This window comes from Oceanobacillus sojae (genome assembly GCF_007991515.1).
In the GTDB taxonomy this organism is placed as follows: Bacteria; Bacillota; Bacilli; order Bacillales; family Amphibacillaceae; genus Oceanobacillus; species Oceanobacillus sojae.
Window position 1 is genome coordinate 1 of sequence record NZ_BJYM01000030.1, and the last position, 23,260, is coordinate 23,260.

26 protein-coding genes, 1 CRISPR repeat array and 1 riboswitch are annotated in these 23,260 nt (G+C 37.1%); of the genes, 8 read left to right on the forward strand and 18 right to left on the reverse strand.

What is annotated here, in order from left to right:
- Positions 1-539 precede the first annotated feature (539 nt).
- The 7 genes from OSO01_RS23495 to OSO01_RS22340 all read right to left on the reverse strand — a co-directional run bounded on the left by OSO01_RS23495 (position 540) and on the right by OSO01_RS22340 (position 3,843).
- A complete protein-coding gene (locus OSO01_RS23495; protein ID WP_186813746.1) occupies positions 540-680 on the reverse strand; it encodes a hypothetical protein in 141 nt (46 codons plus the stop codon).
- A 2-nt stretch (positions 681-682) separates the two neighbouring features.
- Positions 683-1,015 carry a YrvL family regulatory protein gene (locus tag OSO01_RS22320; RefSeq protein ID WP_246145284.1) on the reverse strand — a complete coding sequence of 111 codons (333 nt, stop codon included), beginning with the start codon at positions 1,013-1,015 and terminating at the stop codon, positions 683-685.
- Between the two features lies 1 nt (position 1,016).
- Entirely contained in the window at positions 1,017-1,160 is a 144-nt protein-coding gene (locus OSO01_RS23845; protein ID WP_246145285.1) for a hypothetical protein, read from the reverse strand.
- A 341-nt stretch (positions 1,161-1,501) separates the two neighbouring features.
- On the reverse strand, positions 1,502-1,789 hold the full coding sequence (locus OSO01_RS23500; protein ID WP_186813747.1) for a hypothetical protein: 288 nt from the start codon (positions 1,787-1,789) through the stop codon (positions 1,502-1,504).
- A 123-nt stretch (positions 1,790-1,912) separates the two neighbouring features.
- Complete coding sequence (locus OSO01_RS22330) at positions 1,913-2,455, reverse strand: hypothetical protein (protein ID WP_147212673.1); 543 nt, start codon at positions 2,453-2,455, stop codon at positions 1,913-1,915.
- A 732-nt stretch (positions 2,456-3,187) separates the two neighbouring features.
- Positions 3,188-3,502 (reverse strand): DMT family transporter, encoded by a 315-nt coding sequence (locus OSO01_RS22335; RefSeq protein ID WP_147212674.1) that lies wholly within the window; start codon positions 3,500-3,502, stop codon positions 3,188-3,190.
- Positions 3,502-3,843 (reverse strand): DMT family transporter, encoded by a 342-nt coding sequence (locus OSO01_RS22340; protein WP_147212675.1) that lies wholly within the window; start codon positions 3,841-3,843, stop codon positions 3,502-3,504. Before OSO01_RS22340 ends, OSO01_RS22335 begins: the two co-directional genes overlap by 1 nt.
- A 79-nt stretch (positions 3,844-3,922) precedes the next feature.
- Positions 3,923-4,022, reverse strand: a riboswitch (guanidine-I (ykkC/yxkD leader).
- 285 nt (positions 4,023-4,307) lie between these two features.
- Here OSO01_RS22340 and OSO01_RS22345 point away from each other — a divergent pair.
- A complete protein-coding gene (locus OSO01_RS22345; protein WP_147212676.1) occupies positions 4,308-4,967 on the forward strand; it encodes an RNA polymerase sigma factor in 660 nt (219 codons plus the stop codon).
- 67 nt (positions 4,968-5,034) lie between these two features.
- The gene (locus tag OSO01_RS22350; RefSeq protein WP_147212677.1) at positions 5,035-6,018 is read left to right on the forward strand and encodes an NAD-dependent epimerase/dehydratase family protein; all 984 of its coding nucleotides are present in this window, start codon (positions 5,035-5,037) and stop codon (positions 6,016-6,018) included.
- Between the two features lie 334 nt (positions 6,019-6,352).
- On the opposite strand, the gene OSO01_RS22355 is transcribed toward OSO01_RS22350, so the two are convergent.
- The 4 genes from OSO01_RS22355 to shc form a co-directional block, all read right to left on the reverse strand.
- Complete coding sequence (locus OSO01_RS22355) at positions 6,353-6,814, reverse strand: stage III sporulation protein AH (RefSeq protein ID WP_147212678.1); 462 nt, start codon at positions 6,812-6,814, stop codon at positions 6,353-6,355.
- Between the two features lie 41 nt (positions 6,815-6,855).
- Entirely contained in the window at positions 6,856-7,575 is a 720-nt protein-coding gene (locus OSO01_RS23850; RefSeq protein ID WP_246145286.1) for an immunity protein CdiI family protein, read from the reverse strand.
- A gap of 275 nt (positions 7,576-7,850) precedes the next feature.
- Positions 7,851-8,345, reverse strand: a complete 495-nt coding sequence (locus tag OSO01_RS22365; RefSeq protein WP_147212679.1) for a L,D-transpeptidase family protein — start codon at positions 8,343-8,345, stop codon at positions 7,851-7,853.
- A gap of 50 nt (positions 8,346-8,395) precedes the next feature.
- The gene (shc, locus tag OSO01_RS22370; RefSeq protein WP_147212680.1) at positions 8,396-10,273 is read right to left on the reverse strand and encodes a squalene--hopene cyclase; all 1,878 of its coding nucleotides are present in this window, start codon (positions 10,271-10,273) and stop codon (positions 8,396-8,398) included.
- 83 nt (positions 10,274-10,356) lie between these two features.
- On the opposite strand from shc, the gene OSO01_RS22375 reads away from it, so the two are divergent.
- The 3 genes from OSO01_RS22375 to OSO01_RS22385 are packed head-to-tail and all read left to right on the forward strand — an operon-like array spanning position 10,357 to position 13,006.
- Positions 10,357-11,523 carry a DUF2515 family protein gene (locus OSO01_RS22375; RefSeq protein ID WP_147212681.1) on the forward strand — a complete coding sequence of 389 codons (1,167 nt, stop codon included), beginning with the start codon at positions 10,357-10,359 and terminating at the stop codon, positions 11,521-11,523.
- Positions 11,444-11,908 (forward strand): CBO0543 family protein, encoded by a 465-nt coding sequence (locus OSO01_RS22380; protein ID WP_246145287.1) that lies wholly within the window; start codon positions 11,444-11,446, stop codon positions 11,906-11,908. The genes OSO01_RS22375 and OSO01_RS22380 overlap by 80 nt, the downstream gene beginning before the upstream one ends.
- A 54-nt stretch (positions 11,909-11,962) precedes the next feature.
- Positions 11,963-13,006 carry a YkvI family membrane protein gene (locus tag OSO01_RS22385; protein ID WP_147212682.1) on the forward strand — a complete coding sequence of 348 codons (1,044 nt, stop codon included), beginning with the start codon at positions 11,963-11,965 and terminating at the stop codon, positions 13,004-13,006.
- A 242-nt stretch (positions 13,007-13,248) separates the two neighbouring features.
- Here the strand turns inward: OSO01_RS22385 and OSO01_RS22390 are convergent, their stop codons facing one another.
- On the reverse strand, positions 13,249-13,833 hold the full coding sequence (locus OSO01_RS22390; protein ID WP_147212703.1) for a GNAT family N-acetyltransferase: 585 nt from the start codon (positions 13,831-13,833) through the stop codon (positions 13,249-13,251).
- 255 nt (positions 13,834-14,088) lie between these two features.
- Here OSO01_RS22390 and OSO01_RS24145 point away from each other — a divergent pair, with 255 nt between their 5' ends.
- The gene (locus OSO01_RS24145; protein ID WP_371863320.1) at positions 14,089-14,184 is read left to right on the forward strand and encodes a hypothetical protein; all 96 of its coding nucleotides are present in this window, start codon (positions 14,089-14,091) and stop codon (positions 14,182-14,184) included.
- 263 nt (positions 14,185-14,447) lie between these two features.
- Here OSO01_RS24145 and OSO01_RS22400 read toward each other — a convergent pair whose 3' ends face one another.
- Genes OSO01_RS22400 through OSO01_RS22410 form a run of 3 tightly spaced genes read right to left on the reverse strand, consistent with a single transcriptional unit; the run spans position 14,448 to position 16,464 of the window.
- Positions 14,448-15,110: an HAD family hydrolase gene (locus OSO01_RS22400; protein ID WP_147212683.1), complete on the reverse strand. Its 663-nt coding sequence runs from the start codon at positions 15,108-15,110 to the stop codon at positions 14,448-14,450.
- A 44-nt stretch (positions 15,111-15,154) separates the two neighbouring features.
- Complete coding sequence (locus tag OSO01_RS22405; protein ID WP_147212684.1) at positions 15,155-15,796, reverse strand: HD domain-containing protein; 642 nt, start codon at positions 15,794-15,796, stop codon at positions 15,155-15,157.
- Between the two features lie 44 nt (positions 15,797-15,840).
- Complete coding sequence (locus OSO01_RS22410; RefSeq protein WP_147212685.1) at positions 15,841-16,464, reverse strand: HAD family hydrolase; 624 nt, start codon at positions 16,462-16,464, stop codon at positions 15,841-15,843.
- A 124-nt stretch (positions 16,465-16,588) separates the two neighbouring features.
- Here OSO01_RS22410 and OSO01_RS22415 point away from each other — a divergent pair, with 124 nt between their 5' ends.
- Positions 16,589-17,440, forward strand: a complete 852-nt coding sequence (locus OSO01_RS22415) for a LysR family transcriptional regulator (protein ID WP_186813748.1) — start codon at positions 16,589-16,591, stop codon at positions 17,438-17,440.
- A 177-nt stretch (positions 17,441-17,617) separates the two neighbouring features.
- Here OSO01_RS22415 and OSO01_RS22420 read toward each other — a convergent pair whose 3' ends face one another.
- The 3 genes from OSO01_RS22420 to glmS all read right to left on the reverse strand — a co-directional run bounded on the left by OSO01_RS22420 (position 17,618) and on the right by glmS (position 21,354).
- Positions 17,618-18,472, reverse strand: a complete 855-nt coding sequence (locus OSO01_RS22420; protein ID WP_147212687.1) for an aldo/keto reductase — start codon at positions 18,470-18,472, stop codon at positions 17,618-17,620.
- Between the two features lie 483 nt (positions 18,473-18,955).
- Complete coding sequence (locus tag OSO01_RS22425) at positions 18,956-19,405, reverse strand: DUF1569 domain-containing protein (RefSeq protein ID WP_147212688.1); 450 nt, start codon at positions 19,403-19,405, stop codon at positions 18,956-18,958.
- 146 nt (positions 19,406-19,551) lie between these two features.
- Positions 19,552-21,354, reverse strand: coding sequence for a glutamine--fructose-6-phosphate transaminase (isomerizing) (gene glmS, locus OSO01_RS22430; RefSeq protein ID WP_147212689.1), 1,803 nt, complete (start codon positions 21,352-21,354; stop codon positions 19,552-19,554).
- 742 nt (positions 21,355-22,096) lie between these two features.
- Positions 22,097-22,457: direct repeats of the CRISPR family, unit length 32 nt; unit sequence TTCTCACCTTATATGGGTGAGTGGATTGAAAT.
- A 186-nt stretch (positions 22,458-22,643) separates the two neighbouring features.
- Here glmS and OSO01_RS22435 point away from each other — a divergent pair.
- A complete protein-coding gene (locus tag OSO01_RS22435) occupies positions 22,644-23,237 on the forward strand; it encodes an AAA family ATPase (protein ID WP_147212690.1) in 594 nt (197 codons plus the stop codon).
- Positions 23,238-23,260 lie beyond the last annotated feature (23 nt).

Sequence of the window (23,260 nt, forward strand, 5' to 3'; positions counted from 1 at the left end):
GCATTGAATTTATTGTCAATAACTTTTTTAAAGTTTTCTTTAGTTGTTATCGCCTTTTCAAAAGCACAAAAAGAATCATACCACACTATCAAACTAAAAAGCAATCATTTTTTTAATTTTTTTAATCCACTCTATCAAATAGCTAATTATCGCAGCATTCTTTTATAACTAATTAAATTCCTTTTTCACTCTGTTAATATTACGCAGATAATGGTACCAGTATAGTTTGCAGCTTAATTAAATAACATATAACAACTTACTTTCGCACATTAAAACAGGTATATAAAATTAGAGGAATCAGCCACCCATTGCTTTAATTGGCTTTGAATTTCCTTATTCGAATGTATGCTGGCATTATCTTGAATCTCGATTAATTAAAGACTACATATTTCTTGTATAGACTTATAAATACATTAATAAACTAGATTCTTTTTTTATAGTTCATTCGAATGCTCCTCCAGTTTAGAAAATCATTGTATATCAAAACTCGATAATATAATCCCCAGAAAGAATACCGTTATAATAAAAGCAGGAATGGATTATATTATTTTGTTTTTAACTGTAATGTCATCAAATTTTTTAAATAACTTAGTCAGCATAAATAATAAGCAGCCAAGAGCAGGAAGTATCCACGCAATCAGTCCAAGCATGAGACTGCCAATATTAAGTAAACCGATCATATTTAGTTCCTCGTTTCATTTATTGTTTCTTCATTCTCTTTGTCGTCATCATCAAAAATAATTTCGATTGCGGTAAGCAATGCTGCAATCACAACCTCTGTTTGCACAGAAAGCGTAATACTATTCATCAACTCGTCCACGGTAAACAGGACAAGCCAATTCGATGTGAATTCAATAATAATCCGGATAAAAAGTATCTTTGTTTTTTCCGTCATATTTCGGGTAGACAACACGAAAATTGATTTAGTAACCAATTCAAGTATGAGACCTACGCCAAACATGCAGATAACAAAAATAACCAAGGACCAAATTGAGTCATACTGAACGCCGAGCATTTTAAAAACTCCTGCCAGGCCAAAAAAAATAAAGCCCAAATACAAAGCCCACTACCAAAACAATAAGCAGTGTTATTCCTATAATTGCTATTATTTTTTCCTTTACGTTCTTATCACGAAAGGAATCATTTTCATTTTCTGACATACGTCTATTTCTTCCCCCTGTTCGTATTCTGCGATCTAGCAGGATAATAGTTACGCTCTATAGTAATATATACTTTTGTTTTTAGATAATTTACATCTTTTTGAAGCAATTATACTAAATTCAGAGCTGGCAGTATATATTTCTGAAACTTTAATAGTCCTTTACCTTTTGCAATTATATTTAATCCTCAGGGTTTTCAGTTAACACCCAGGGCATACGAGCTTCAAATTCTAATTGCAGAGCTTGGCCGAGGAGATTCATACTTTAAAAACGTTAATTCTTTCCCAAAACCAATGGTGAAATTCCCAGCGCTAACTGTATTAGTATCATTCCAGTCTGAATCAGCACAATATTCTCCTTCTACTAATTTCCCACTTAGATGATAGCTCCCCGAGTATAAGCCGTAAACCATCCTCCTGTTCACCAAACTCAGATAAATGGCTTGGTTTGGAAAGATTAATTCCTAGTCCAGTAAATACTTCTATTATTGCTGGGTTAAAATGTTTACTTGCTTCTATAAAATTCCTGCAATATAAACAATCACATATCTCTATATCCTTTGTATAGAATTTCTCTGTTTTATACAGGTCAACTTCTAACAACCACTTCATTAGTCTTATTTGCTTCATTCCATTCCCCCAAAAATTATACCCTTATAAAAAATCTGAAACTGATAGATGTTATTCATTTTATTATATAATTGACTTCAGACTCTTGTTCTTTCATCATTGAATCAGTTACAGGAATAATTTTTACTCATAACCTCCGCTGGATTCCGGCAGCTCTTTATACGCTTCCTTCCCTCTGATAATGCTAAATACATAATTGCGTAATCCAATTAGCTGCTCTGTATCGTCAGTTGGTTCACAGTAGGCTCCTGAAACAGAATGTGTTATTGTTTCACCATTAATAATAATTTCCCACTTGTCATCTTCGTGTGGCTCTATATTGCACATCGTTTCGTTTACAGGCTCAGGTATAAATTCTTTCGTTTCAACAATATTGATTTCTTTCATTTTCCCATAAATAGCTTTCATTTCTTCCTCTGTTAAGGTCACCTCTGCAGTTGCTGTTCCATCTGCTATTAAATCCTTTGTCACTGTACCTTCAAAAGTGTTAATTTCATTATTTTTTCCTACACCAAATTGAATAGAGAAATCAAAGTCATCCGGCATATTCTCTGGCATTCTTACAGAAGGATCAACTTGAGTCGGCTTGTTTTCATTTGTTTCATCAGATTGGCTGCATGCATTTAGAAAAAGTAAGAGTAAAATAAAAAGTAATCGTTTTTTCATGAATCGCCCTCCTTTTTAATTAAATAGACGAATGCAGTCCCATTTAGTTTCAGCTTTATCGAAAAAACTTCTTGTTGTACTGAAAAAGATTGCCCTCTTCAATAATTCCACCAGTCCACGTAACAATCCAATGCAAAATGTTACGGCGACTGCAATATCATGTTAATTAATTTCAGCCATGCTATGTGATCAATAAAAACTTACTAAAAGATACAGTTTAATAATCAGACATTTTAATATCCTTATTCGAGCATTGGCTGCAGATTACAGGAACATTCTCCCATTCAAAGCTCTTCCTGGGCATAGTCTGGGTCTTCAAATGGCTGGGAGGAAAATTCCATTTTATCCAGCACTTTTCACCTGTTTCTATAATCTTATCGCAATGGTCACAATGAAAATTTTTATCCTGATTATTATACATAAATCAATTCCCCCTCTCTATCCCATTCCCTAATTTAAAAAGAACGATATGTTATCCTCAACCTCTTTCCAACATCTAGTTACTTACTCATCCATATATTGTTTCTAATATTTCTATAAATTCAGTTTACACTAAACAGCTGTCTGCTTAAAATAAAGTTTAATCAAAAATGAACTTATCAAGGTATCATTCCAAAAATAAGAGCCTGTATTTGAAAAAATCATTCAAAACAGGCTCACGAACATATAACCCCAGTTTCTTCTATTTCAGATCCTCAAAAAACGAATCTTTTGTTTATATCTCTCATAATATTACGATATAAGTTTAAGCCCAATCACTGAGCATAAAACCATTGTTATAAAAACCAGCCTCTTCCAATCCTTTGATTCACCGTAAAATATCATACCAATAAGTGCCCCGCCGACTACACCAATTCCTGTCCAAATGGCATAACCGGTTCCCATAGGAATGTATTGCAATGAATAACTGAGTAAAGCAAGACTAGAACCAAACCCTAAAATGAGTAAAACAACGGTTTGCAAGTTTCGCTTTACAGAAAGCTGATTGATCATTGCAACACCAAATGTCTCCAGTAATCCCGCTATAATCAAAGTAAACCAGGCCATCAGGATTCAGCTCCTTTCTTTTCCTTATCAGGTGTAACTAATTTCAAGCCCATCACTCCAGATAATAGTACTGCTATCAAAAGAATTTTCATCCATTGGAATGCTTCTCCAAAGAAAAGAATCCCCGCAATAACAGTACCTGCTGTTCCTAATCCTACAAAAACGGCATATACCGTTCCAGCCGGAAGCACCTGTGCTGCTGTAATCATTAAATAATTACTGACGATAATAGCGATTATTGTTCCAGTCCAGGTCCAAAAATCATAAGAATGGGTCAATCCAATCACCCAAAAAATCTCCAAAAAGGCGGCAATAAAAACTTTAATCCAGTTTCGACTCAACGAAAACACCTCCAATTTTATTCTTACCAAAAAAGACTAAAAAAACAAAAAAGCCCTGAGAGATAACTGTAGATACAGTTTCTCCCGGGCTTTTATCCCTCCGTGACACAGCAGTTCACTGTGTGTTTTCTCTCGGTCCAGACCAATATTAGGATTGCGGAACCCTAGAAAACATTTGCTTAACTCTATTCCTTTAATTTCTTATCATTATACACAGATTTTAAAATGATTCAAGCTTCTCAGACTTTAACAAAATGTAACGAATAAAAGAGCGTAACAGACTAAATTTACATCCTTGCTCTATATCACTTGTGAATGTTACATATATCCGCAATAATATTGATAATATAATTAATAATCACCAGAACTTTTTCGTATTCAAATATTTTACCCCAAATCGTATCCTTTTCTTTCTGTTTATCGTTAAAAGGAGTGAAAGGAGCGCTTGAAAAGGAGTGTAAATCATGAATCAAAAGTTTAATCAGGCTTGGGAAGACTATGCTTCTTCGATATGGAAGGCTTGTCTGCATTTTACCAGCAATCCCCACGATGCAGAGGACCTTATGCAGACAACATGGATAAAAGCCTACATAAGTTGGCGAAAGAAGCCTAAGTCACTATCAAGGGCATACTTTACCACCATTGCAAAAAATACATGGATTGATGAGACTCGCAAACGGAAACTGCCAACCATTCCATATGAAGACAACTATCAGCAGTTCGGAGACTCTACTGAATTAGAAACTTCCTTAAATTTCACACATGTTTTAAATATACTTGCCACCAGACTAACCATAAACCAGCAAGTATTATTTCTTTTATCTGATGTATGCAGATGCAGTCTGAAAGAAATAGCATTTTTGACGAATATGAGTGTTGGAGCTGTGAAGGCAGCTCTTTTTCGGGCAAGACAGAAGATAATAAATGAAGTTCGCGACAATATAGAAGAGGTTCACTCTTTAGATGAAGAAGAAGTACTTCGCGTCCAACTATATAGCCAAGCATTAGAAAAAGGAGATATACAGCTTCTTGCCAGTCTTCTTACTGACAATGCGTGTATTCCAGCCTTATATGTACAACAGCAGCAAGCTAATTCTACGTTAGATTGTCAAATGGCGGCTTAACTACTTTATACCGACAAAGGAAGCAGCGAATTGCGGACTCTATCTTATTAAGGGAGGAATTGAGCTAATGAAAGTACTATTTCTGGGCGGCACATTATTTTTAGGAAAACATATCGCAGAACAGGCTTTGAATAAAGGAATGGATATCACATTATTCAATCGTGGAAAAACAAACCCGGAATTTCTAAAAGATGTACCAGGTGTCACGCATCTTGCTGGTGATCGCAGTACAGACGATATCGAAAAACTTACAGATCACTGGGACGTGGTGATTGATCCAGGTACAGATCCAAATGATGTAGAACGCTCGGTAAATCAATTAAAGGATCGTTGCAATACTTATATTTACATCTCCAGCATCAACGCATATAAGCATCTGAATAAAGGACCTGTGTGTGAAACCGATGCACTCAATGAACTGGATAAAGGCGACTACGGCAGCAATAAGGTTACTTGCGAGGTCATTGTAAACAGGGAGTTTTATGATAACTCACTTATTGTCCGGCCAGGTCTTATTGTTGGACCAGACGACCCGACAGATCGCTTTACCTATTGGCCATGGAGAATAAATCAGGGCGGGAGAATACTCGTCCCAAATGTCAGTGATAATAAAAAAGTTCAGTTTATTGATGTGCGTGATTTGGCATCATGGATTATTAAGGCTATTGAACAAGGAGTAAAAGGAACATTTAATGCAACTGGCCCGAGAGAGAATTTGGGGTATAAAGCCTTTATTTTAACTTGCAAAAAATTAGTTTCACCAGCAAATACAGAGCTTTGCTGGGCAGAGGAATCTGTTTTACAAGAAAATCAGGTGCAGCCCTGGGTAGAACTTCCATTTTGGCTTCCTGATTCTTTAAATATGAATGGGATGTTGGATGTGAACAATGAGAGGGCTATAGAAGCAGGATTAAGCTTTCGTCCAATGCAGGAAACGATTTTGGATACACTCGAATGGAGCTTACATGAGCGGAATGGAAACTGGAAAGCAGGGCTTGAGAGCGAGAAGGAGAAACGTGTGCTGGAAGCTGCGGGAAATAACGCTGGTTAAGGTATTGATCAAATTCTTTTCGCAAAGTCATACTATACTTTCAATGATAAGAACCCATTTTGAAACAATAATCAAAATGGGTTCTTTAACTAAGAGAGGCCTCCGCACTCAGCCAACACCGACATTAGAACACGCTATTCACCATAGGGCTTTATGTTGAAATGCCACACCTCATTTGTAAATATATTCATTTCATCTATATTTTCACATATAATTTCACTTAACAGCATCCGGAAGTTAAAAAATAAAATTACAGAAGTCCCGCAAAACGAATGATATACTTTTGACGGCAGCTCCTTTTTCTTAATGTCCGAATGTCTGGCCTGTCTTTTCATCATTCATCTTCTTCAATCGCAGCAGCTATTCCTTTTATATTCATTATTCTATCAGTCTCTTCTTCACTTCCAGGGAAAATATAACACTCTTCTTCATGACTAGTTGTGGCAAGCCAGACTTCCCCATTTTTGAAAAACGATAAGTCTTCAGGATGCTCCGGCATCTCCCACTCATATAGAGATGTAACTTTTTCTTTAATAATTCTTTTAACCTTTTCATCCTTTGTATGGTAGTAATAAACCTTAGCTGTTTGCCCATCGCCTAAAATCGTACTTGCCCACTCGGACTCTTCTTTCATGGTAATTAAAGCAGAATCAATTGTTTTTAAAAACGTATCAAAGCTCTTTAAAGGACCCATATCCTTTCTTAGAACAAGATGAAATTGATCACATATATCAAAGCATACATCTATTAAATCTTGATACGTTGTTCCCTTTGCGTCTTTTTGTAATACTATCATTTTAATACTCCTTCTTATAATCTTTATCCAAAGCTGTCCCCTTATTTTGAAAAATCATTTTCGCTTTGATCATAAAACCTTGCACTGACAGATGGTATAAAGCTTATATTATAACTGCTTCCCATTTCTTGCTTCACTTTTTTCATTAAAGCAAAGCCTCTGCGGTTGAATTTATCTTCCATTTCAATCCCGTCAGGAAGTAATTTATCAGTATCCCAATCTATCCATTCTCCATACTTCGCTGCCCAAGATAGTAATTCTTCTTCTAATTGACTTGAAATTGGAAAATCTTTTATATCGAGATTACTGCCGCACCTGTTACACCAAAATGGATCTGCGCCCATATCTCCTTCTATCTTTAAATCGTCGGGTTCTTTATTTTCACAACAATAACTTAAGGATAGTGATCTTTCTGCCGGGACTTTTTTGATCGTCAATAACTCCCCTTCCTGCAGCAACAATTGCATCGGATCAACAATCTCATGTAACAGTACTTTTGATTTTCTCCGCGCCTTCAGTTCAAAATGATTTGAGCTGATTAAATGTGCTATTTGCACTGTACAAACTTTATAAGATTCTGTGTGATTGCGGATATATTGTAATAACGCCCGGAGCTCCCACTCTTTTTCCAAACCATTATATATTTCGATTTGAACTGGATAATCAAACCCTGGAATAACTTCATTGATTTCTATAAAATCAAGCGTGCCATTACCTTGTCCCATCTTTTGATCTGATGCTAAGTAATAGTAATTTGTCATTTGACAGCTCTCCTATCCTGGACGATATCATAATTAAATTCAGTAGATAGAAAATAATGAGAAAAACGTTTAATATTATTATAGCATTAGCATTGGTATATAGCGCTGTATCAATTGTTTTACATTAAAGGAGAATACATATGCCAGCGATAATACCCCCATTAAACCCGGGGTAAAATTTTTGCAGGCTAAAACTATAACCTATTTGGCTATTAAAAATGGATACAAAAATGCCATCCTACTATATCAGATGGCGTTTTTATTGATTATACAGATTACGGATGTATAAAAACCGGCGTTCCAATTGGAATAATCCTCGCCAATTCCTCCACATCCTGATTGTACATTCGAATACAACCATGTGATACGGCTTTGCCAATTGAACTTGGATCGTTCGTTCCATGAATACCGTAGTGTTCCTTTGACAAGCTCATCCACATTGTACCGAATGGACCGCCTGGATTGGGCGCTTTATTAATCACAATATAATTCCCTATCGGTGTACCATGCAGCATTCTTCCCACTGCAATAGGATATTCCTTTTGCTGCACACCCTCTCTTAATAAAACCAGTTTCCGATTATTGACAGATATATCGATCTGATATGGAAGTGTATTGGCAGGAGGAAAGCCTGGTATGATGATAGACTGTCCCGGATAAATGACATTTAGATTTACGGTTGGATTAGCGTTTATGATTGCCTGTATTGATATACGATAATCCCTTGCTATTTGGTGGAGTGTTTCCCCTGTTTTAACTGTATGAATCATATCCAGCACCTCACACATTTCTATCGTTATTGCACATCCGCATGCTTACTTCAACAAAACTTCTCCCGATAATTTGCCAAAGCAAGCAACGGAAACAGAAATTCATAGCTATGGTAGTGAATATAAAATCCTCCCGGCAGCCCTTGCCCCTTCGGATAGGCTGTCGTCCAATCATCTTTCTCAGAAGTCTCCAGCAAATACGAAATCCCCTGCTCAATCTCAGGCGTTGCTTTTTCTTCTGCAGCAATCAATGTATCTATTGCCCAGGCTGTGTGTGTACGCGTACTCACCTTTAGTGGAACATACTTTTTCTCTATATCACTTTTACAAGATTCTCCCCAGCCGCCATCCTGATTTTGAATGGCATACAACCATTTAATTGCTTTTTGAATCTGCGGGTGATCGCTATTTGTTTTAACTGCCGCTAACCCTGTAACAGCTGCCCAAGTTCCGTATATATAGCAGATTCCCCATCTGCCATACCAGGAGCCGTCCTTTTCCTGATTTTGCAGCAGCCACTTCACTCCTCGTTTAATAAAGGGCTGATACGTATCTGTATGGGTATCATTTCCGAAAAACTCCAATGTCCTCCCCGTTAAATCCGCCGTTGAAGGATCCAGCAGCATCGAGCCTCCTCCTTCAATCGGCAGCCAGGAAAGCAATGTATTATCCACATTTTTCTCAAAGGCAGGCCAGCCTCCATCATCATTCTGCATAGAAACTGCCCAATGGGTCCCACGGTCCCAAGCTTGGCGATAAACGGTATTTTCACCGGCGAAAGAACGAATAGATCTTAATGCAGCTGTTGTATCATCTAAATCGGGGTTAATCGTATTAATATCGGAGAACCCCCATCCGCCAGGTATCACGTCTTGGTTATGGATCGACCAATCGCCGTATTTCATCTGTTGTCTCTTCAGCAAATATTGATTTGCTTTGTCAATTACCTTTGTGGACGGGGATAAGCCAGCCTTTTGCAAAGCATGACTAATCAAAGCAGTATTCCAGACGTTTGCGGTCGTATACTGCATATGAGTTTGTTTTCCAATGTTGGTTTTAAACGACTTCAGGCCCTCTACAGCTTTGATAATAATAGGATCCTGTTTCGAATAACCTCTGGCCATCAGAGCAAATATCATCAAAAACGTCGAACTGAAATAGCTGTAAAACGCGCCGTCTGACTCTGTCCGATTTAGCATATACTCCTCCGCACGCTGCAAGGCCAATTCATGGAGTTGTTCCGGCAACCCTATCAGACTGCTAATCCCCCGTTGAAATGGAGTTTCAAAGGAGCGCCAGCTGTTTAACTCCTTTTCCCAATCGCCATCATCTCCCCGCTGTAGGAATAAATCAGACAAATCGGGCGAACGCTTTGTTTTCCGGCTGAATTTATAATCTGCTGTAATTAATATAGGGATCAAATTTGACCTTGCGTACAGAGATAAGTCAAATATATTGAGAGGAAAGGAAACCGGAAAAAGAATGATTTTAACCGGAACAGGAATATAACGCGGCCATTTGTACTGCCCTGTCAGAGCCAGCATAACTTTTGCAAACATATTAATTTCTTTTAAGCCGCCGTGCCGCTGGATAAATCTTGTTGCTAAACGAATCTCCTTGTCTTCCTTTTTTCGTCGGCCGGAGTATAGGAGCGCATAACAGGCCTCCACCGTCGCCGTGAGACTCCCTTCCGCTTCATCGTGGAATATTTTCCACGCACCATTTTTACCTTGTTTACGAAGAATTCTGCTTACCAGCGCATCGATGAGGTCCTCATCATCCATTTCCAGTGTACATAGGAGAATAATCATATAACAATCTGTTGATATCCCCGTTTCAAAGGGATACGTCCAGGATCCGTCAAGTGTCTGTTCTTCTGTAAGCCTGTCAACCAGTTGATTTATTTCTGCATCCACCTTTTCTTTCATCAGAAAACCTCTCTTATAGAAACTATTTTTCTATACATATGCCACACGGCGTAAGCATATTCCTTAGATAAGGAGGCGACTGGATGACGATTGGCTGTTTCAAAAAGAAGAAAGCGTTCGGAAGATCCATTCTTGATATAAAAAAAGAGCTGAAAAAGAAAAGGAACCAAAAAGCAAACGGCCTATCCTTATACATGCTGCCAAAAGGTGAAAGAATGTTAATTCACAGCATTCATCAAATAACAAATAAATGGAATAAAAATAACGTAACCCGAACACAGGCTTACTTCGATTTTTATATACAGCATCCTGAAATCCATTGGGCTTTATTAGGACATATGGTATCAAGAAACGGCGGCTGGAATATGACTGATTTGAAGGGTGATCTCCTGGCGCGATTGTTGTCTGAAAAAGAACAAAATAACTTCTATTTATTTTTAGAGCGGGGTAATTGGTTAATATTCCAGGATGTTTATCCACAATTATTGCTGTATCAGCAAAGTGTAAAAATAAATCGAAATCTTTTTCATCTTCTTCCTTTTTTGAACGTCTCTGTATTTATGGAAGTGATATGGAACCATTTCTGGGAGTATGGTGACCGCTATCTGTTAGCCATCGCAACCATTATTAATGAACAAAGCTATTTAGAAGAAAGAGTGGTGCATCATCCCCATTTTAAAGAAACGGTATTAGATACATTAGGTTTTAAACTGTATGATTTTTTGCGCTTTAACCATATTATTTTCCCACTTTATCAGCATGAAAAAATAGAAAAGAAACCCGCATTGATTGGCGATACGCTGTACCATTTCGGCTCTCTCTATGAGCGGATCATGTTAGGGAAGCGTTTATATGCCATCCTTTTTCAACAAACATCTGTCTTAAAAGATGTTCTGTTATGGGCAGGAAAGCATCCTCATACAGGCTCCAGAGCAGATTATTGGGAGGATTTGTTCCATTCTGTGAATGAATCTGCTCCAGGTGCGGTATACCAGCGAAAAACAAAGCATTGTGAACGTAAAAAGGGGATGCCCCGAATCTACAGTCCTCGGTTGAAATATGCCTGGAAAAATGTTGATCACACACCGGCTGAAAAAGGTGACTGGTTTAACGATCTAAGTGTGATTGATTATTTAGTAAAGGACGAAAAAAATACAGGTGGGGAAATTCATGAAAAATACTGCAAAGCAATGGAAAAAATCGAGCTTGCCATCATTGCAAAAAAAGCAATCTTTCTCAGACAGGAATAAAGAACGGCAGGCGTATATCATAGCTGCTCTCTTTTCTTCCCTTATTGGAACTTACTTAGACTTATTTTTTGTTGGCATCGGCATGTATCATTTTCCTATGAGGCTCTTTCCAGAAATATTTTCGGTTAATATTGTATTTACCCTGCTGGTTCTTCCTGTCTCTGCCGTTCTATTTTTGTATATGGCTGATCGGATGAGATTTCTTTCACGGTGCCTCATGATTCTTGGTATTGGTATAGCTGTCATTTTTATCGAAAAAACCTCGGAACAGCTGGGATGGTTTGTCCATCATCCAGACTGGAATCATGCTTATTCTTTTTTTGGGTATTTGCTGTTTCTCGTCATCATCCGGAGCATTTTCCGCTTTTTCCAGGTTAAAATTTGAAAAGCTGGTCTTTACCCGCATCCATTATCATAGAAATGATGAGGAGGTGGCGTGATGCGAAATCGAAGAATTTCTATATTACTGTTAGCTGCAACATATGTTGGAACGGTTATTGGAGCAGGCTTTTCATCTGGAAAAGAAATTGTCACTTTTTTCAGTGTCTATGGAGCTTTAGGGACGATTGGCATTGCAGTCAGCGGGTTATTATTTATTCTGATTGGAACCAAAATAATGATTATATCTGCCCGAATCCAGGCCTATTCTTATCAAGAACTAAATGAATATTTATTCGGAAAAAGCATTGCCAGGGTGGTTAATCTTTTTATTTTCATCGTCGTTATTGGCGTCACTTCTGTCATGCTTTCAGGAGCAGGCGCTGTATTTCATGAACAGCTTGGCCTTCCGTTTCAAATGGGAATTATTATTACACTTATTCTTTCTTATATCGTTGTAATGAAAGGGTTGAATGGACTATTTGCCATCAACTCCTACATTGTGCCATTAATGATTCTTTTCGTCCTGTTTGTAGCTGGCTCAATTGCGGGCGAGCATCCGCATTTGCTGGCAGAAAAGCTTCTCCCTGTTCAGTTATCGGACAACCTTTCATGGGCAGGGTCCCCTTTTGCCTATGCAGCATTTAATCTGATGACAGCTCAAGTCGTCCTTGTACCGCTTGGGAAGGAAATTCAGGATGAGCATATCCTGCGCTGGGGCGGATTTTTGGGTGGATTGATTTTATTTTTTCTCCTGATAGCAATTCATTTTTTATTATCTGTCTTTCCGGAAACATTTCTTTATGAAATTCCAATGGCGGAGATCGTTCAACATTTTGGAACACTTATTCACGTTCTGTTCTTAATTGTTATTTACGGTGAGATTTTCAACACGGTTGTCGGGAATGTGTTTGGAATCACACGTCAGCTACAGTCGGCATTCCATCTTCGTTATCAGCATGCTGTCTTGCTGATCCTGTCTGCCATCTTTTTGATCAGTCAGGTGGGATACGGAAAATTACTGTCGGTATTGTATCCATTGTTTGGCTATATGGGGTTGTTCTTTCTGTTGTGGCTATTGATTAAAAAAATGCCTGGAAAGTAAGGTTCAAAATAAATTCTTTTATTCGGGGGTAAACTAATAGGTGTATCAGTTTATTTTTAATAAGGATAGTGATTGAATTGTGTTTAACAAATAAAATTTCAACACCTATGAAGAATTCGAAGAGAAACAACAGCAAACCGATGAAATTTTAGAATATATTGATGGAGTTATTTACTTGTATCCCTCTCCAAGCATAAAACAGACGTAATTCAAATAAATTGAATTACGTCTGTACTAACCGCTTATTTGGAATTCATAAAATACACGATATTATCGGTCCATTCGTCAAATTCAAATATAAACCCTTTTCTAATACATTCAAATTCCATACCTACGCTCTTTGCAAGTTTTAAGGAAGGTTCGTTGTCAATATTGATATGAGCCTCAACGCGATGGAATTCAAGGTTTTTAAAAGCGATATTAAGCGCCTCTTTTACCGCTTCTTTTCCATAACCATTCCGCCAAAATTGGTTGTGAATAGTATATCCTAAAAGCCCCCACTGAAATTCATCTCTTATAATCGTCTCGATTTCAACCTTACCAACTTGTTTTTGATCTGACTTTCGAAATACACCAAATACATACACTTTGTCCCTATCAGCATACCCTTTAAACTTTGAAACTACATCCTCATTGAATTTCTGTTGCGTCCATCCGCTCAAATCTATTTTATTATTGTCGTATTTATACTGGGAAGGAAGCCTGTCACGACAACCCTCAAACCAACGATTATAATCCTCATTTTGTAAAGGTCTTAATACCAATCTTTCCGTTTCTGATTGAAGTTTTTTCCCTTCTGTTTCCAATGTGTGATGCCTCCTTAGCATAGTTTTTTCCAGTGGCCAATGTATCAATCGCTACGTTAATAAAATTTGGTTTATATACCATAAGCCATCACACCTTTCATTCAAATCAAATAAATTATACCATTATCTATAAACCGTTTATAAACTATCCTTTCTACAATCCCGACTACACTGTTATATACAAATCTAAAAATATAAGAGGTGTATCTGTATGAATGATAATAAAGAAACCTTAGATGAAGGGCCTTTTTTCATGGTACGAAAGCAGCGCTAAACATCGGAGTTCTATTAGAACCGCAAACATTATCAAATTACCAAGGTAAAAAAGCTAACTATAGATATTCTAGCGGCACATTGGATGCCGTTAAATAGGATGAGCAAAAGTAAAAATAAAGCATCTCCATCAATTATCTGATCCAAAATAATATCCAACCCATGCGTACAATGAAAAATGAAGCTATGCACTTATCTTGCCAGCAATACCTGTTTGTAAAAAATTAAAATCAGCCTGCCCAACGGGATTATAGCGCAACCAACACAATCAGTGCAGCATACTCAAGTCCAATCTTTCCGGTCATGAAAGAATATCCCATTAAAGACCTTGTCAATACGACTAAAAAGCCAGGTCCATAACTTTACTCACATTCACAGTTGTTCCTATCTATAGTTTGTAAGTATTGTATGAAATCGTCTACACTACTAAACATTTGGTCAGGTTGAATACGAAACTCTAGTGTCTGGTAGTTTGGCAGCCATTGGACTCCGATTGTGTGTACATTGGCTTGTTTCCCAGCCAAAATATCAGCTTCACTATCTCCCAGGAAAACAGCCTCAGTATTTTTTACATTAAGCTGTTCCAAAGCCTTATTTACTCCCTCTGGATGAGGCTTAGGTATAGCAACATCATCACCAGTAATGATTACATCAAATAGGTCATTCATTTTAAGGCATTCTAAAGAAATAAGCAGGCTTCTTCTTGCTTTCCCCGTCACAATTCCTAGTTTATAACCATCCCTTTTTAATTGCAGAAGTAAGTCATTAATTTTCTTATTATCCAAAACAAGTTCTCTGTGCTTTTCACTATATTTTTCATAATATAATTCGGTTGCTTTTTCATGATTGGAATTTTTAAGATTTTCTCTGATAATTCCAGTCTCTGATGGACCGAACATCGTCTTAATCTGATCTGAAGTAACTTCCATGTTGTCAAATTCCTTAAATACAGCTTGAAATGCATAAAAACAAATTGGCAAAGTGTCGGCAAGAGTACCATCAAAATCAAAAATAATTGCTTTCATAATTACACACCCTTTATTAAAATTTTTATAAACATCTTACATCTTTAATAATCTACTTTAGTATAAATTGAATCTTCTACACCAGGAAGTAGTTTGTATATGCTCATATCGAGCAGTTCTTCCAGCTCATTTTTAATTGTATAAAAACCCTTCCAATGAATAGAAGTGTGTGAGTTTGTTCCATGACGTAAACCGACTGATATCAATCTTCTTTCTAGTGTAGTAAAGCCCTCGGAATCAGCAAGAGCATCACATAAAGTGATTACTTTATTGTAAATATCGTATGTCCTGTTCTTATCCAGGATTTCAACCAATTTCAACTTCATATGCTCAGGGACAAGGCTCCAATTAGCTGCTATTTCTATATTTTTATTTTTGTTGGGAAATGAATGTGTGACACAAACATTTGCGTTTCCAGGGAAACCTAATTTCTTAAAATAAATGTAGCCGTCATATGAATGAATAACAGATTTAGTAAATCCCTTGTACCTGCCGATATCGTGCAAAAGAGCAGCATTATAACCCAAGTCAACATCAAGTTCGTATCCATTTTTATTTAATTCCATCAGGATATTTTCCGTTGCTTTTGCAACATTGACCGAATGCTTATACCAGGGCCCTGGATTCTGTGCATATGCCCATTCCATTAGCTCTTTTGCATACTCTCTATCCAATATATATTTCATGGAAAGTTTTCTCCCCTTCTAATTAATTTTGATATTTTATAATTTTAATGATTTATTAAAGTTAAAATATCTTTCGGTTCTTTTAATATATAGTCTGCTGATTCGAACTGGCCTACCGTCTTAGCTCCCCATAAGGCAAGAGCAAATTTCACCCCGGCGCTCTTTGCACATTGCATATCATAGATGGAGTCCCCAATGTAAATGACATCTTGTTGAGTAGCACCTAAACCTTCTAAACAAGCTAACAAGGGATCGGGATGCGGTTTGTGCTTCTCGGTGTCATTCGCATTAATTGTGTATTGAAAATAAGAGCTTAATCCGAATGGATCAAATTCATCCTTTAATTCTTGGTGTGTTTTGGAAGTAACGATACCCATTTTAACGGGCTTATCAGCTAGAACTTTTAGTATCTCTCTTAGCCCTTTAAACACATTTACTTCTTCGGAAAATTCTAATACTTCCTTCGCCCAACCTAAGTGAATGCGTTCTACATCAGTCAATTTTAGTCTTCGGAGTGTTTCTTTTCCTGGTATCCCTAAAGCGAATCTCAATTCCTCCATTTGGTATTCCTCACCTTCACGCACCAGCACTTTTTGCAGAGATTTTAATATTGCTGCTTCGGTATCTAAAATCGTTCCGTCCACATCAAAAATCAAATAATGGAACATACTATATCACTCCTGTAAAATAATATCTTTGTTTAAATTGTATCCTATATAGTATTATTTGTTTAACGAATATATTAGATTGCTATAATCGTATTTTTCGATTGTAGACGGGAGAATGAGAGCCATGGATAAAGAACAATTAGACACATTCTTATCATTAGTAAACTATAAGAACTTTACAAAAAGTGCTGAAATGTTACATGTAGCCCAATCAACTGTTTCAGCCAGGCTAAAAAGTCTTGAGCTTGAATTGGGAAAAACACTGCTAAGAAGAACAAATAAAGGCGTAGAGCTTACTCCCTCAGGATTAATATTTTTACCTTACGCTAAAAGAGTCATTGAATTATTTGCGGAAAGTAAAAAAGAGCTTGCTTTAGATGGACAGTATATCGATCGATTAGTATTGGGAGGGCCTTCGTCAGCATGGAACTACATCTATAGAAACGCCTTATCCACTTTTGCCATGGGAAATAGAAATGTATCCTTAGAACTTAAAACACATTCATCAGAGAATACCATTAGCAAAGTGTTAGATGGCATTATAGACCTTGGAATATCTTATACAAAACCAACACATCCAAATTTACTGATACATGAACACATTGAGGATCATTTTATATTTGTTTCCAGATTCCAGCTGCATAGACCGATTACAGTTGGTGATTTAAACAGTAAAAAGTTTATATTAAATAATTGGGGAGATGCTTTCTTTGAATGGTTCATGGAGCTTATGGGCATTAATCACTTACCGGCCTTATCAATGAATCAAACTGCAATCTTGCTAAAAATGATAGAAGAACAAGATTATTTCACTATGCTGCCTTCCAAGATAGTTCAGCCATTTATTAATGATAAAAAGCTGTATTACCTAGAAAGTGAATTTGAAATGCCTGCTCATCATATTTATATATTCACTCAAAAAAATCTAAAAAAAGAATCCACTATTAAAGAAGTATTGGATTTGTTAAAGAACTAATCTTTGAAATTTTTATTACGTATGAACGGTCAAAAAAGAACGGAAAAATTTTAAAAATAAAAGGCAGGTCTGCCTAAAACAGACCTGCCTTTTACCTATTGCCCAAGAATATTTAAATCAGGTAGTGTATTTTTCAGCTTCAAACCGAAACAATACAATGTTCATAGAATCTCCTGACTATACATATTCGTGATATTCATAAGGGTCCTGCCCTTCTACACGGCCGGATTCCCCTTTATCCAATGAATCCATTTTTTCCATATCCTCAGGGGTTAATTCAAAGCTGGTACTATTGATATTTTCTCTTTGATGCGTTGGATTACTTGATTTCGGAATGGCAAATACGCCGGCCTGATAATTCCAGTTTAAAATAATCTGTGCCGGAGTTTTATCGTATTTATCCGCAATTTCTTTAATTGTGGCATTTTCCAGCACATCATTCAGATAACCCCGGCCAAAAGGACTCCAGGCTTCCGTAAGGATCCCCCGTTTTTTATTTTCTTCAACCATACGGTTATTATTAAAATACGGCTGACGCTCCACCTGGTTTGTAGCAGGAGTCACACCTGTTTCTTCGATGATGTTGTCCAAGTGTTCTGGTTCAAAATTCGAAACACCAATGGTTCTGAGTAACCCTTGTTTTTGAGCATCCACTAAAGCCTGCCAAGCTTCTACATATTTGCCGTCTTTGGGATTCGGCCAATGAATTAAATACTTGTCAAAATATTTTAGTCCGGTGCGGCGTAAAGATTCTTGAATAAAGATAAACGCCTTGTCATATTCATGGTGAGAGCCGGGCAATTTCGCACTGATTAAAATTTCTTCTCTAGGAAGCGCGGATCGGCGCACAGCCTCACCGACAATACCTTCATTGTTATAGTTTGTTGACGTATCGATTAAACGGTAGCCCAGGTTTAAGGCATTTAAAATTTCAAATGTTCCCTGATCACCATCAATACCAATCGTGCCCAGTCCCAAAAAGGGAAGCACTGAACCATCATTTAGAATAAAGCCGTTATTATCAACAGTCACAATCTCATCTCCTTTAAAACTTTTATAAGGTAAGTTGAGTTTGATAGAAAAGTTACTTTCTTCCTGTCTTCCAATATGAAATCAACAGGCCGTCTTCGTCTAACAGTGGTTCCGGCAAAAATAGCTGCCGGCCAACCATCAAACTCAGGTCACATTACCAGTATTTCATGTTTTCATCTTTTACTAAGATGTCCATAATTACTATACCCAAGTTTTAAAAATCCTACACTAACCGAGACTGTCGGCTAAACCTGCGACTTCTTGATTACGCTGATCAGTATAGTGCCGGCTATATCTTATCTTGAATGTTGTTTAGTTTGAAAATTTAAACAAATGGAGCCTCAATAGAAAACCCGAAGGTCCGGCGGAAATATACTGGGAAGACCTTCGGGTTTGACTATGTTATTTATTTATTTTTAAGTCGATAATGCACTTTATTACTTTTCTCTTTGGCCAACTTTTTTAATTATATATAAATGCTAACTAAACTCCAAACTGCTTTAAATGATGATCAAGATGCTTGTAAATTCCTTTTCCCCATTGCTCAGGAGTGAATTTACCGAAAAAAGCATGAGGGTGCGTGGTACACTTTTCAGGTCCATTCTTTTGGAACGCTATAATTTTTTGTTTCAGCTTTTCTCTTTCTGTTTCAAATTCTTTTTCCTCTGTAATCAAAATGGTCGGTATAGTGGACATATTCTGGGCTACCGGCTTATCATTATAAAAAATTGGCTTTGCAAACCGTCCTATCACTATTCCTAACCATCCTCTCTTTGGGAAAGAATCCCCCATTGCAATGTCTTGGAACGCTGAGCAATGAGCTAACATTTGAGCAACATCCATCTTTCCCCATTGGCCTCTTGACTCTGGGCTTAATTCATCAATACGTTCTAAAATCTCCTCCATATGCAATGGATTAAAAATATTTTTCATTTTGTGCATCTCCCTATGCTAAGCTGCCTTTACATCGCCACAAAAACACCCCTTTAGATAATCATATCCAAAGGGGTGAAGCTTCGCAAATTCTATAAGCACCATAACTTTATTTCAAAGATATACATTAATATTTTTTTCTATACCTATTCCACTGTAACACTCTTCGCCAGGTTACGTGGTTTATCCACGTCACAATCACGATGAAGTGCTGCATAATAAGCCAGAAGCTGCATTGGAATAACACTTACTAATGGAGTTAACAGCTCATGAACCGGAGGCAATACAAAAGCATCCTCATCCTGTTCTAAGCCTTTTGAGCTGATAATAAGTGCATGTGCTCCACGGGCAACTACTTCCTGCACGTTTCCACGAATAGAGTAGTTTACATTTTCCTGTGTTGTTAAAGCAATTACCGGTGTACCATCTTCAATTAAAGCAATAGTTCCATGCTTCAATTCTCCTCCAGCAAAACCTTCTGCCTGGATATAAGAGATTTCTTTCAGCTTCAATGCTGCTTCTTGAGCAACATGATAGTCTGTACTGCGGCCAATATAGAAAGCATTGCGTGTTGTAGCAAAATAATCTCTTGCTAACTGTTCAAGCTCTTCTTTTTGGTTTGTAATAACTTCCATTGCATTCGCTACAATGGCAAGCTCTTGTAATGGATCAAAATCTAATTTAATACCTTTTACTCTCGCTGTATCTACTGCAAGAACTGCTAAAACAGCAATTTGTGCTGTGTATGCTTTTGTGGAAGCCACAGCAATTTCTGGTCCAGCATGTAAAGGTAAAGTATAATTTGCTTCACGAGAAAGGGTTGATCCGGGCACGTTTGTTAATGTAAGTGCTGGATGTCCTAATTCTTTTATCTTAACTAATACAGCACGGCTGTCTGCTGTTTCACCACTTTGAGAAATAAAGATAAACAATGGTTTCTCAGACAACAGCGGCATGTTATATGAAAATTCACTTGCAACGTGTACTTCTACGGGGATGTTAGAAAGCTTTTCAAGAAATTCTTTTCCAACTAATCCGGCATGATAGCTTGTTCCTGCTGCAATGATATAAATGCGATCTGCTTTTTCCATGGCTTTACGAATATCTTTGTCTAACTTTAATTCGCCTTTTTCATTCTGATATTCACGAATAATATTACGCATAACAATTGGCTGCTCATCAATTTCTTTCAGCATGAAATGAGGATATGTTCCTTTTTCTGTATCACTTGCATCAATTTCTGCGATAAATGGTTCACGTTGGATGACTTCTCCATCTAATGTCTGCACTTCTACAAAGCTGCGATTGACAAGAACAATTTCTTTGTCATAGATTTCCAAGTACTCGTTAGTTTCCTTCAACGTTGCCATTGCGTCACTGGCAATCAGGTTAAATCCTTCTCCTAACCCAACCAATAACGGACTTTTATTTTTGGATACATATAAAGTATCATGATCTTCTGCATCAATCAGACCAATAGCATAAGAACCCTTTAGCAGGCTCATTGCTTCACCAAATGCTTTTTTGGTATTTTTATGCTTTTCATAAAGTTTTTCAATAAGCTGTACGATAACCTCTGTGTCTGTTTCACTCACAAAGTCAACATCTGCCAGGAATTCTTTCTTTAGATCGATATAGTTTTCAATAACACCATTATGCACAATAGTAAATCGTTCTGATGAGCTTTGATGTGGATGTGCATTTTGCACACTTGGCACACCATGCGTAGCCCAGCGAGTATGACCAATACCAATTGTAGCTTCCACACTGCTATCTACTTCTTCACGTAACACTGCAATACGTCCTTTTACCTTTGTTACGTGTACACCTTCTTCACCTAAAGTTGCAATACCTGCAGAGTCATAACCGCGATATTCTAATTTTTCCAAGCCTGTTAATAAAATTTCTTTCGTATCATTTTGTCCAATATAACCGACGATTCCGCACATGTCGATGTCCTCCTTGTTTGAAGGGGCAGGAACAAAAGACCGATTCGAAGCGAAGGGGCCTTGTTCTGCCCCTTTCTCGTGTTTGTTTTTTTATAAGACATCATTCTTTATCTCTTTGTTCACCAAGTCACCCTGATGGTTTAAAGATAAAGCAGCAGCTGCGATGTACAGCTGGGAGGCACCCGCCGAATAATTCGATAACCCCCGACCTCGTCAACTATTCTTCCTTACCGTCCGTAGAATAGTCCTGGCGCTTGTTATTATAGATTCCGTTTTGTATTCTTTCTGCTCCTCTCCATTTTTATTTGCTCTTGTCAAACGGACTTTTACATTTGGAAAACAAGAACTTTCTATATTTTATCGGAAAGTCATATTATAGGTCAACCTTTTTCTTCCTTTCCGATTAAAATAGTTTATGAAATCCTTTGAGAAATGTTGCAGAATATACACAAATGACTGAGTGAATGCAGGCTAGTATATGACTAGAAGAATGTTTGAAGAGGATTGGAGCAGAATGGTATAATTAAAAATATTAAGAAGGATTCAGGAAAATTTTTAGTTGGATGGATAAATTAGTGCTAACCTTAAGCAAACATGAATTACTAAGGAGGTTAGCACCTCAATGTGTATAAGGTTCTAACGGGATTTGTTAAGGATAATGCTTCTTTATGTTCCTTTTTATAAAAGGTTAGCACTTTTTATTATTTGAAAGCTTGCTGGACAAGGGGTTATGTTGTCCGCTTTCTCACCTTATATGGGTGAGTGGATTGAAATTTGTTTCGGTATAACTACCTAAATATACGTTAGTTTCTCACCTTATATGGGTGAGTGGATTGAAATAAGATTTCCCAATCATTATTTATGATGAATTTTTTTCTCACCTTATATGGGTGAGTGGATTGAAATACGCTCCCCTTTTCAGCTGGCCACAAGATAAAATTCTCACCTTATATGGGTGAGTGGATTGAAATAAGATAGAGAAAGGATAGCGAAAGAGTCCCTCAACTTCTCACCTTATATGGGTGAGTGGATTGAAATTTTGGATTTGCTATCTGATTGCCAGATAACCCATTCTCACCTTATATGGGTGAGTGGATTGAAATAATCGTGCCAGCTAGTGACGGTACTTCTGTAAAGTTTCGCATCCTATACGATTATGCGAATTGAAATGGTGCTACAACAAAGAAATGCTCAAAAAAACAGAATATAAATATGAGGTAGATAAGAAGAACCAAGCTCATCTCTTTCCATCTACCTCTACATAAACCACACCAAAAAGGAGCCTCCCCATGACAAAAATAATCTGGCTTAACGGAGCTTTTGGAGCAGGTAAAACACAGACAGCCTATGAATTACATAGAAGATTAGAAAATTCCTTCGTTTATGATCCGGAAAATATCGGCTTCTTCTTCAATCAAAATTTGCCTAGCGAGTTAAAAAAGAAAGACTTTCAAGATTACGAAATGTGGAGAGAATTTAACCGCAAAACTATAAAATATATCGTTGAAAACCATGATGGAACAATTATTGTTCCTATGACAATCACAGATATATCTTACTTTGAAGAAATCACTGGAAATCTCGAATCTGAAAAAATCGAGCTGCATAAATTTGTTTTATCTGCTTCCAAAGAAGTCATTGAAAGCAGGCTAAAGAAACGTCTTGAGAGAAAAAATTCATGGGGCTTTAAGCAAATCGACAGATGTATCACAAGCCTGGCTGATGAAGCCTTTGGAGAAAAAATAGAGACAGATTATTTATCCATCGATGGCGTTGTAGAAATCATTGCAGCAAAAGCAAATTTAGTATTAAAAGAAGACAATCGCTCCCATCTAAAAAGAAGAATAGACCGCATAAAAACACAGATAAAACACATTAGATAACTTGAAAAAATTTATTGATTCAA

Excerpts from the sequence above, each read along its gene's own strand:
- OSO01_RS22425 (WP_147212688.1), bottom strand. The coding sequence starts at position 19,405 with ATGAAAAATATTTTTAATCCATTGCATATGGAGGAGATTTTAGAACGT.
- OSO01_RS22365 (WP_147212679.1), bottom strand. The coding sequence starts at position 8,345 with ATGATTCATACAGTTAAAACAGGGGAAACACTCCACCAAATAGCAAGG.
- OSO01_RS22320 (WP_246145284.1), bottom strand. The coding sequence starts at position 1,015 with ATGCTCGGCGTTCAGTATGACTCAATTTGGTCCTTGGTTATTTTTGTT.
- OSO01_RS22345 (WP_147212676.1), top strand. The coding sequence starts at position 4,308 with ATGAATCAAAAGTTTAATCAGGCTTGGGAAGACTATGCTTCTTCGATA.
- OSO01_RS22435 (WP_147212690.1), top strand. The coding sequence starts at position 22,644 with ATGACAAAAATAATCTGGCTTAACGGAGCTTTTGGAGCAGGTAAAACA.
- OSO01_RS22335 (WP_147212674.1), bottom strand. The coding sequence starts at position 3,502 with ATGGCCTGGTTTACTTTGATTATAGCGGGATTACTGGAGACATTTGGT.
- OSO01_RS23850 (WP_246145286.1), bottom strand. The coding sequence starts at position 7,575 with ATGACAAATTACTATTACTTAGCATCAGATCAAAAGATGGGACAAGGT.
- OSO01_RS22350 (WP_147212677.1), top strand. The coding sequence starts at position 5,035 with ATGAAAGTACTATTTCTGGGCGGCACATTATTTTTAGGAAAACATATC.
- glmS (WP_147212689.1), bottom strand. The coding sequence starts at position 21,354 with ATGTGCGGAATCGTCGGTTATATTGGACAAAATGATACGAAAGAAATT.
- OSO01_RS22380 (WP_246145287.1), top strand. The coding sequence starts at position 11,444 with ATGAAAAATACTGCAAAGCAATGGAAAAAATCGAGCTTGCCATCATTG.
- OSO01_RS22405 (WP_147212684.1), bottom strand. The coding sequence starts at position 15,796 with ATGAAATATATATTGGATAGAGAGTATGCAAAAGAGCTAATGGAATGG.
- shc (WP_147212680.1), bottom strand. The coding sequence starts at position 10,273 with ATGAAAGAAAAGGTGGATGCAGAAATAAATCAACTGGTTGACAGGCTT.
- OSO01_RS23495 (WP_186813746.1), bottom strand. The coding sequence starts at position 680 with ATGATCGGTTTACTTAATATTGGCAGTCTCATGCTTGGACTGATTGCG.
- OSO01_RS22390 (WP_147212703.1), bottom strand. The coding sequence starts at position 13,833 with ATGCTAAGGAGGCATCACACATTGGAAACAGAAGGGAAAAAACTTCAA.
- OSO01_RS23845 (WP_246145285.1), bottom strand. The coding sequence starts at position 1,160 with ATGTCAGAAAATGAAAATGATTCCTTTCGTGATAAGAACGTAAAGGAA.
- OSO01_RS23500 (WP_186813747.1), bottom strand. The coding sequence starts at position 1,789 with ATGAAGCAAATAAGACTAATGAAGTGGTTGTTAGAAGTTGACCTGTAT.
- OSO01_RS22415 (WP_186813748.1), top strand. The coding sequence starts at position 16,589 with ATGGATAAAGAACAATTAGACACATTCTTATCATTAGTAAACTATAAG.
- OSO01_RS22375 (WP_147212681.1), top strand. The coding sequence starts at position 10,357 with ATGACGATTGGCTGTTTCAAAAAGAAGAAAGCGTTCGGAAGATCCATT.
- OSO01_RS22400 (WP_147212683.1), bottom strand. The coding sequence starts at position 15,110 with ATGAAAGCAATTATTTTTGATTTTGATGGTACTCTTGCCGACACTTTG.
- OSO01_RS22385 (WP_147212682.1), top strand. The coding sequence starts at position 11,963 with ATGCGAAATCGAAGAATTTCTATATTACTGTTAGCTGCAACATATGTT.
- OSO01_RS22410 (WP_147212685.1), bottom strand. The coding sequence starts at position 16,464 with ATGTTCCATTATTTGATTTTTGATGTGGACGGAACGATTTTAGATACC.
- OSO01_RS22355 (WP_147212678.1), bottom strand. The coding sequence starts at position 6,814 with ATGATAGTATTACAAAAAGACGCAAAGGGAACAACGTATCAAGATTTA.
- OSO01_RS22330 (WP_147212673.1), bottom strand. The coding sequence starts at position 2,455 with ATGAAAAAACGATTACTTTTTATTTTACTCTTACTTTTTCTAAATGCA.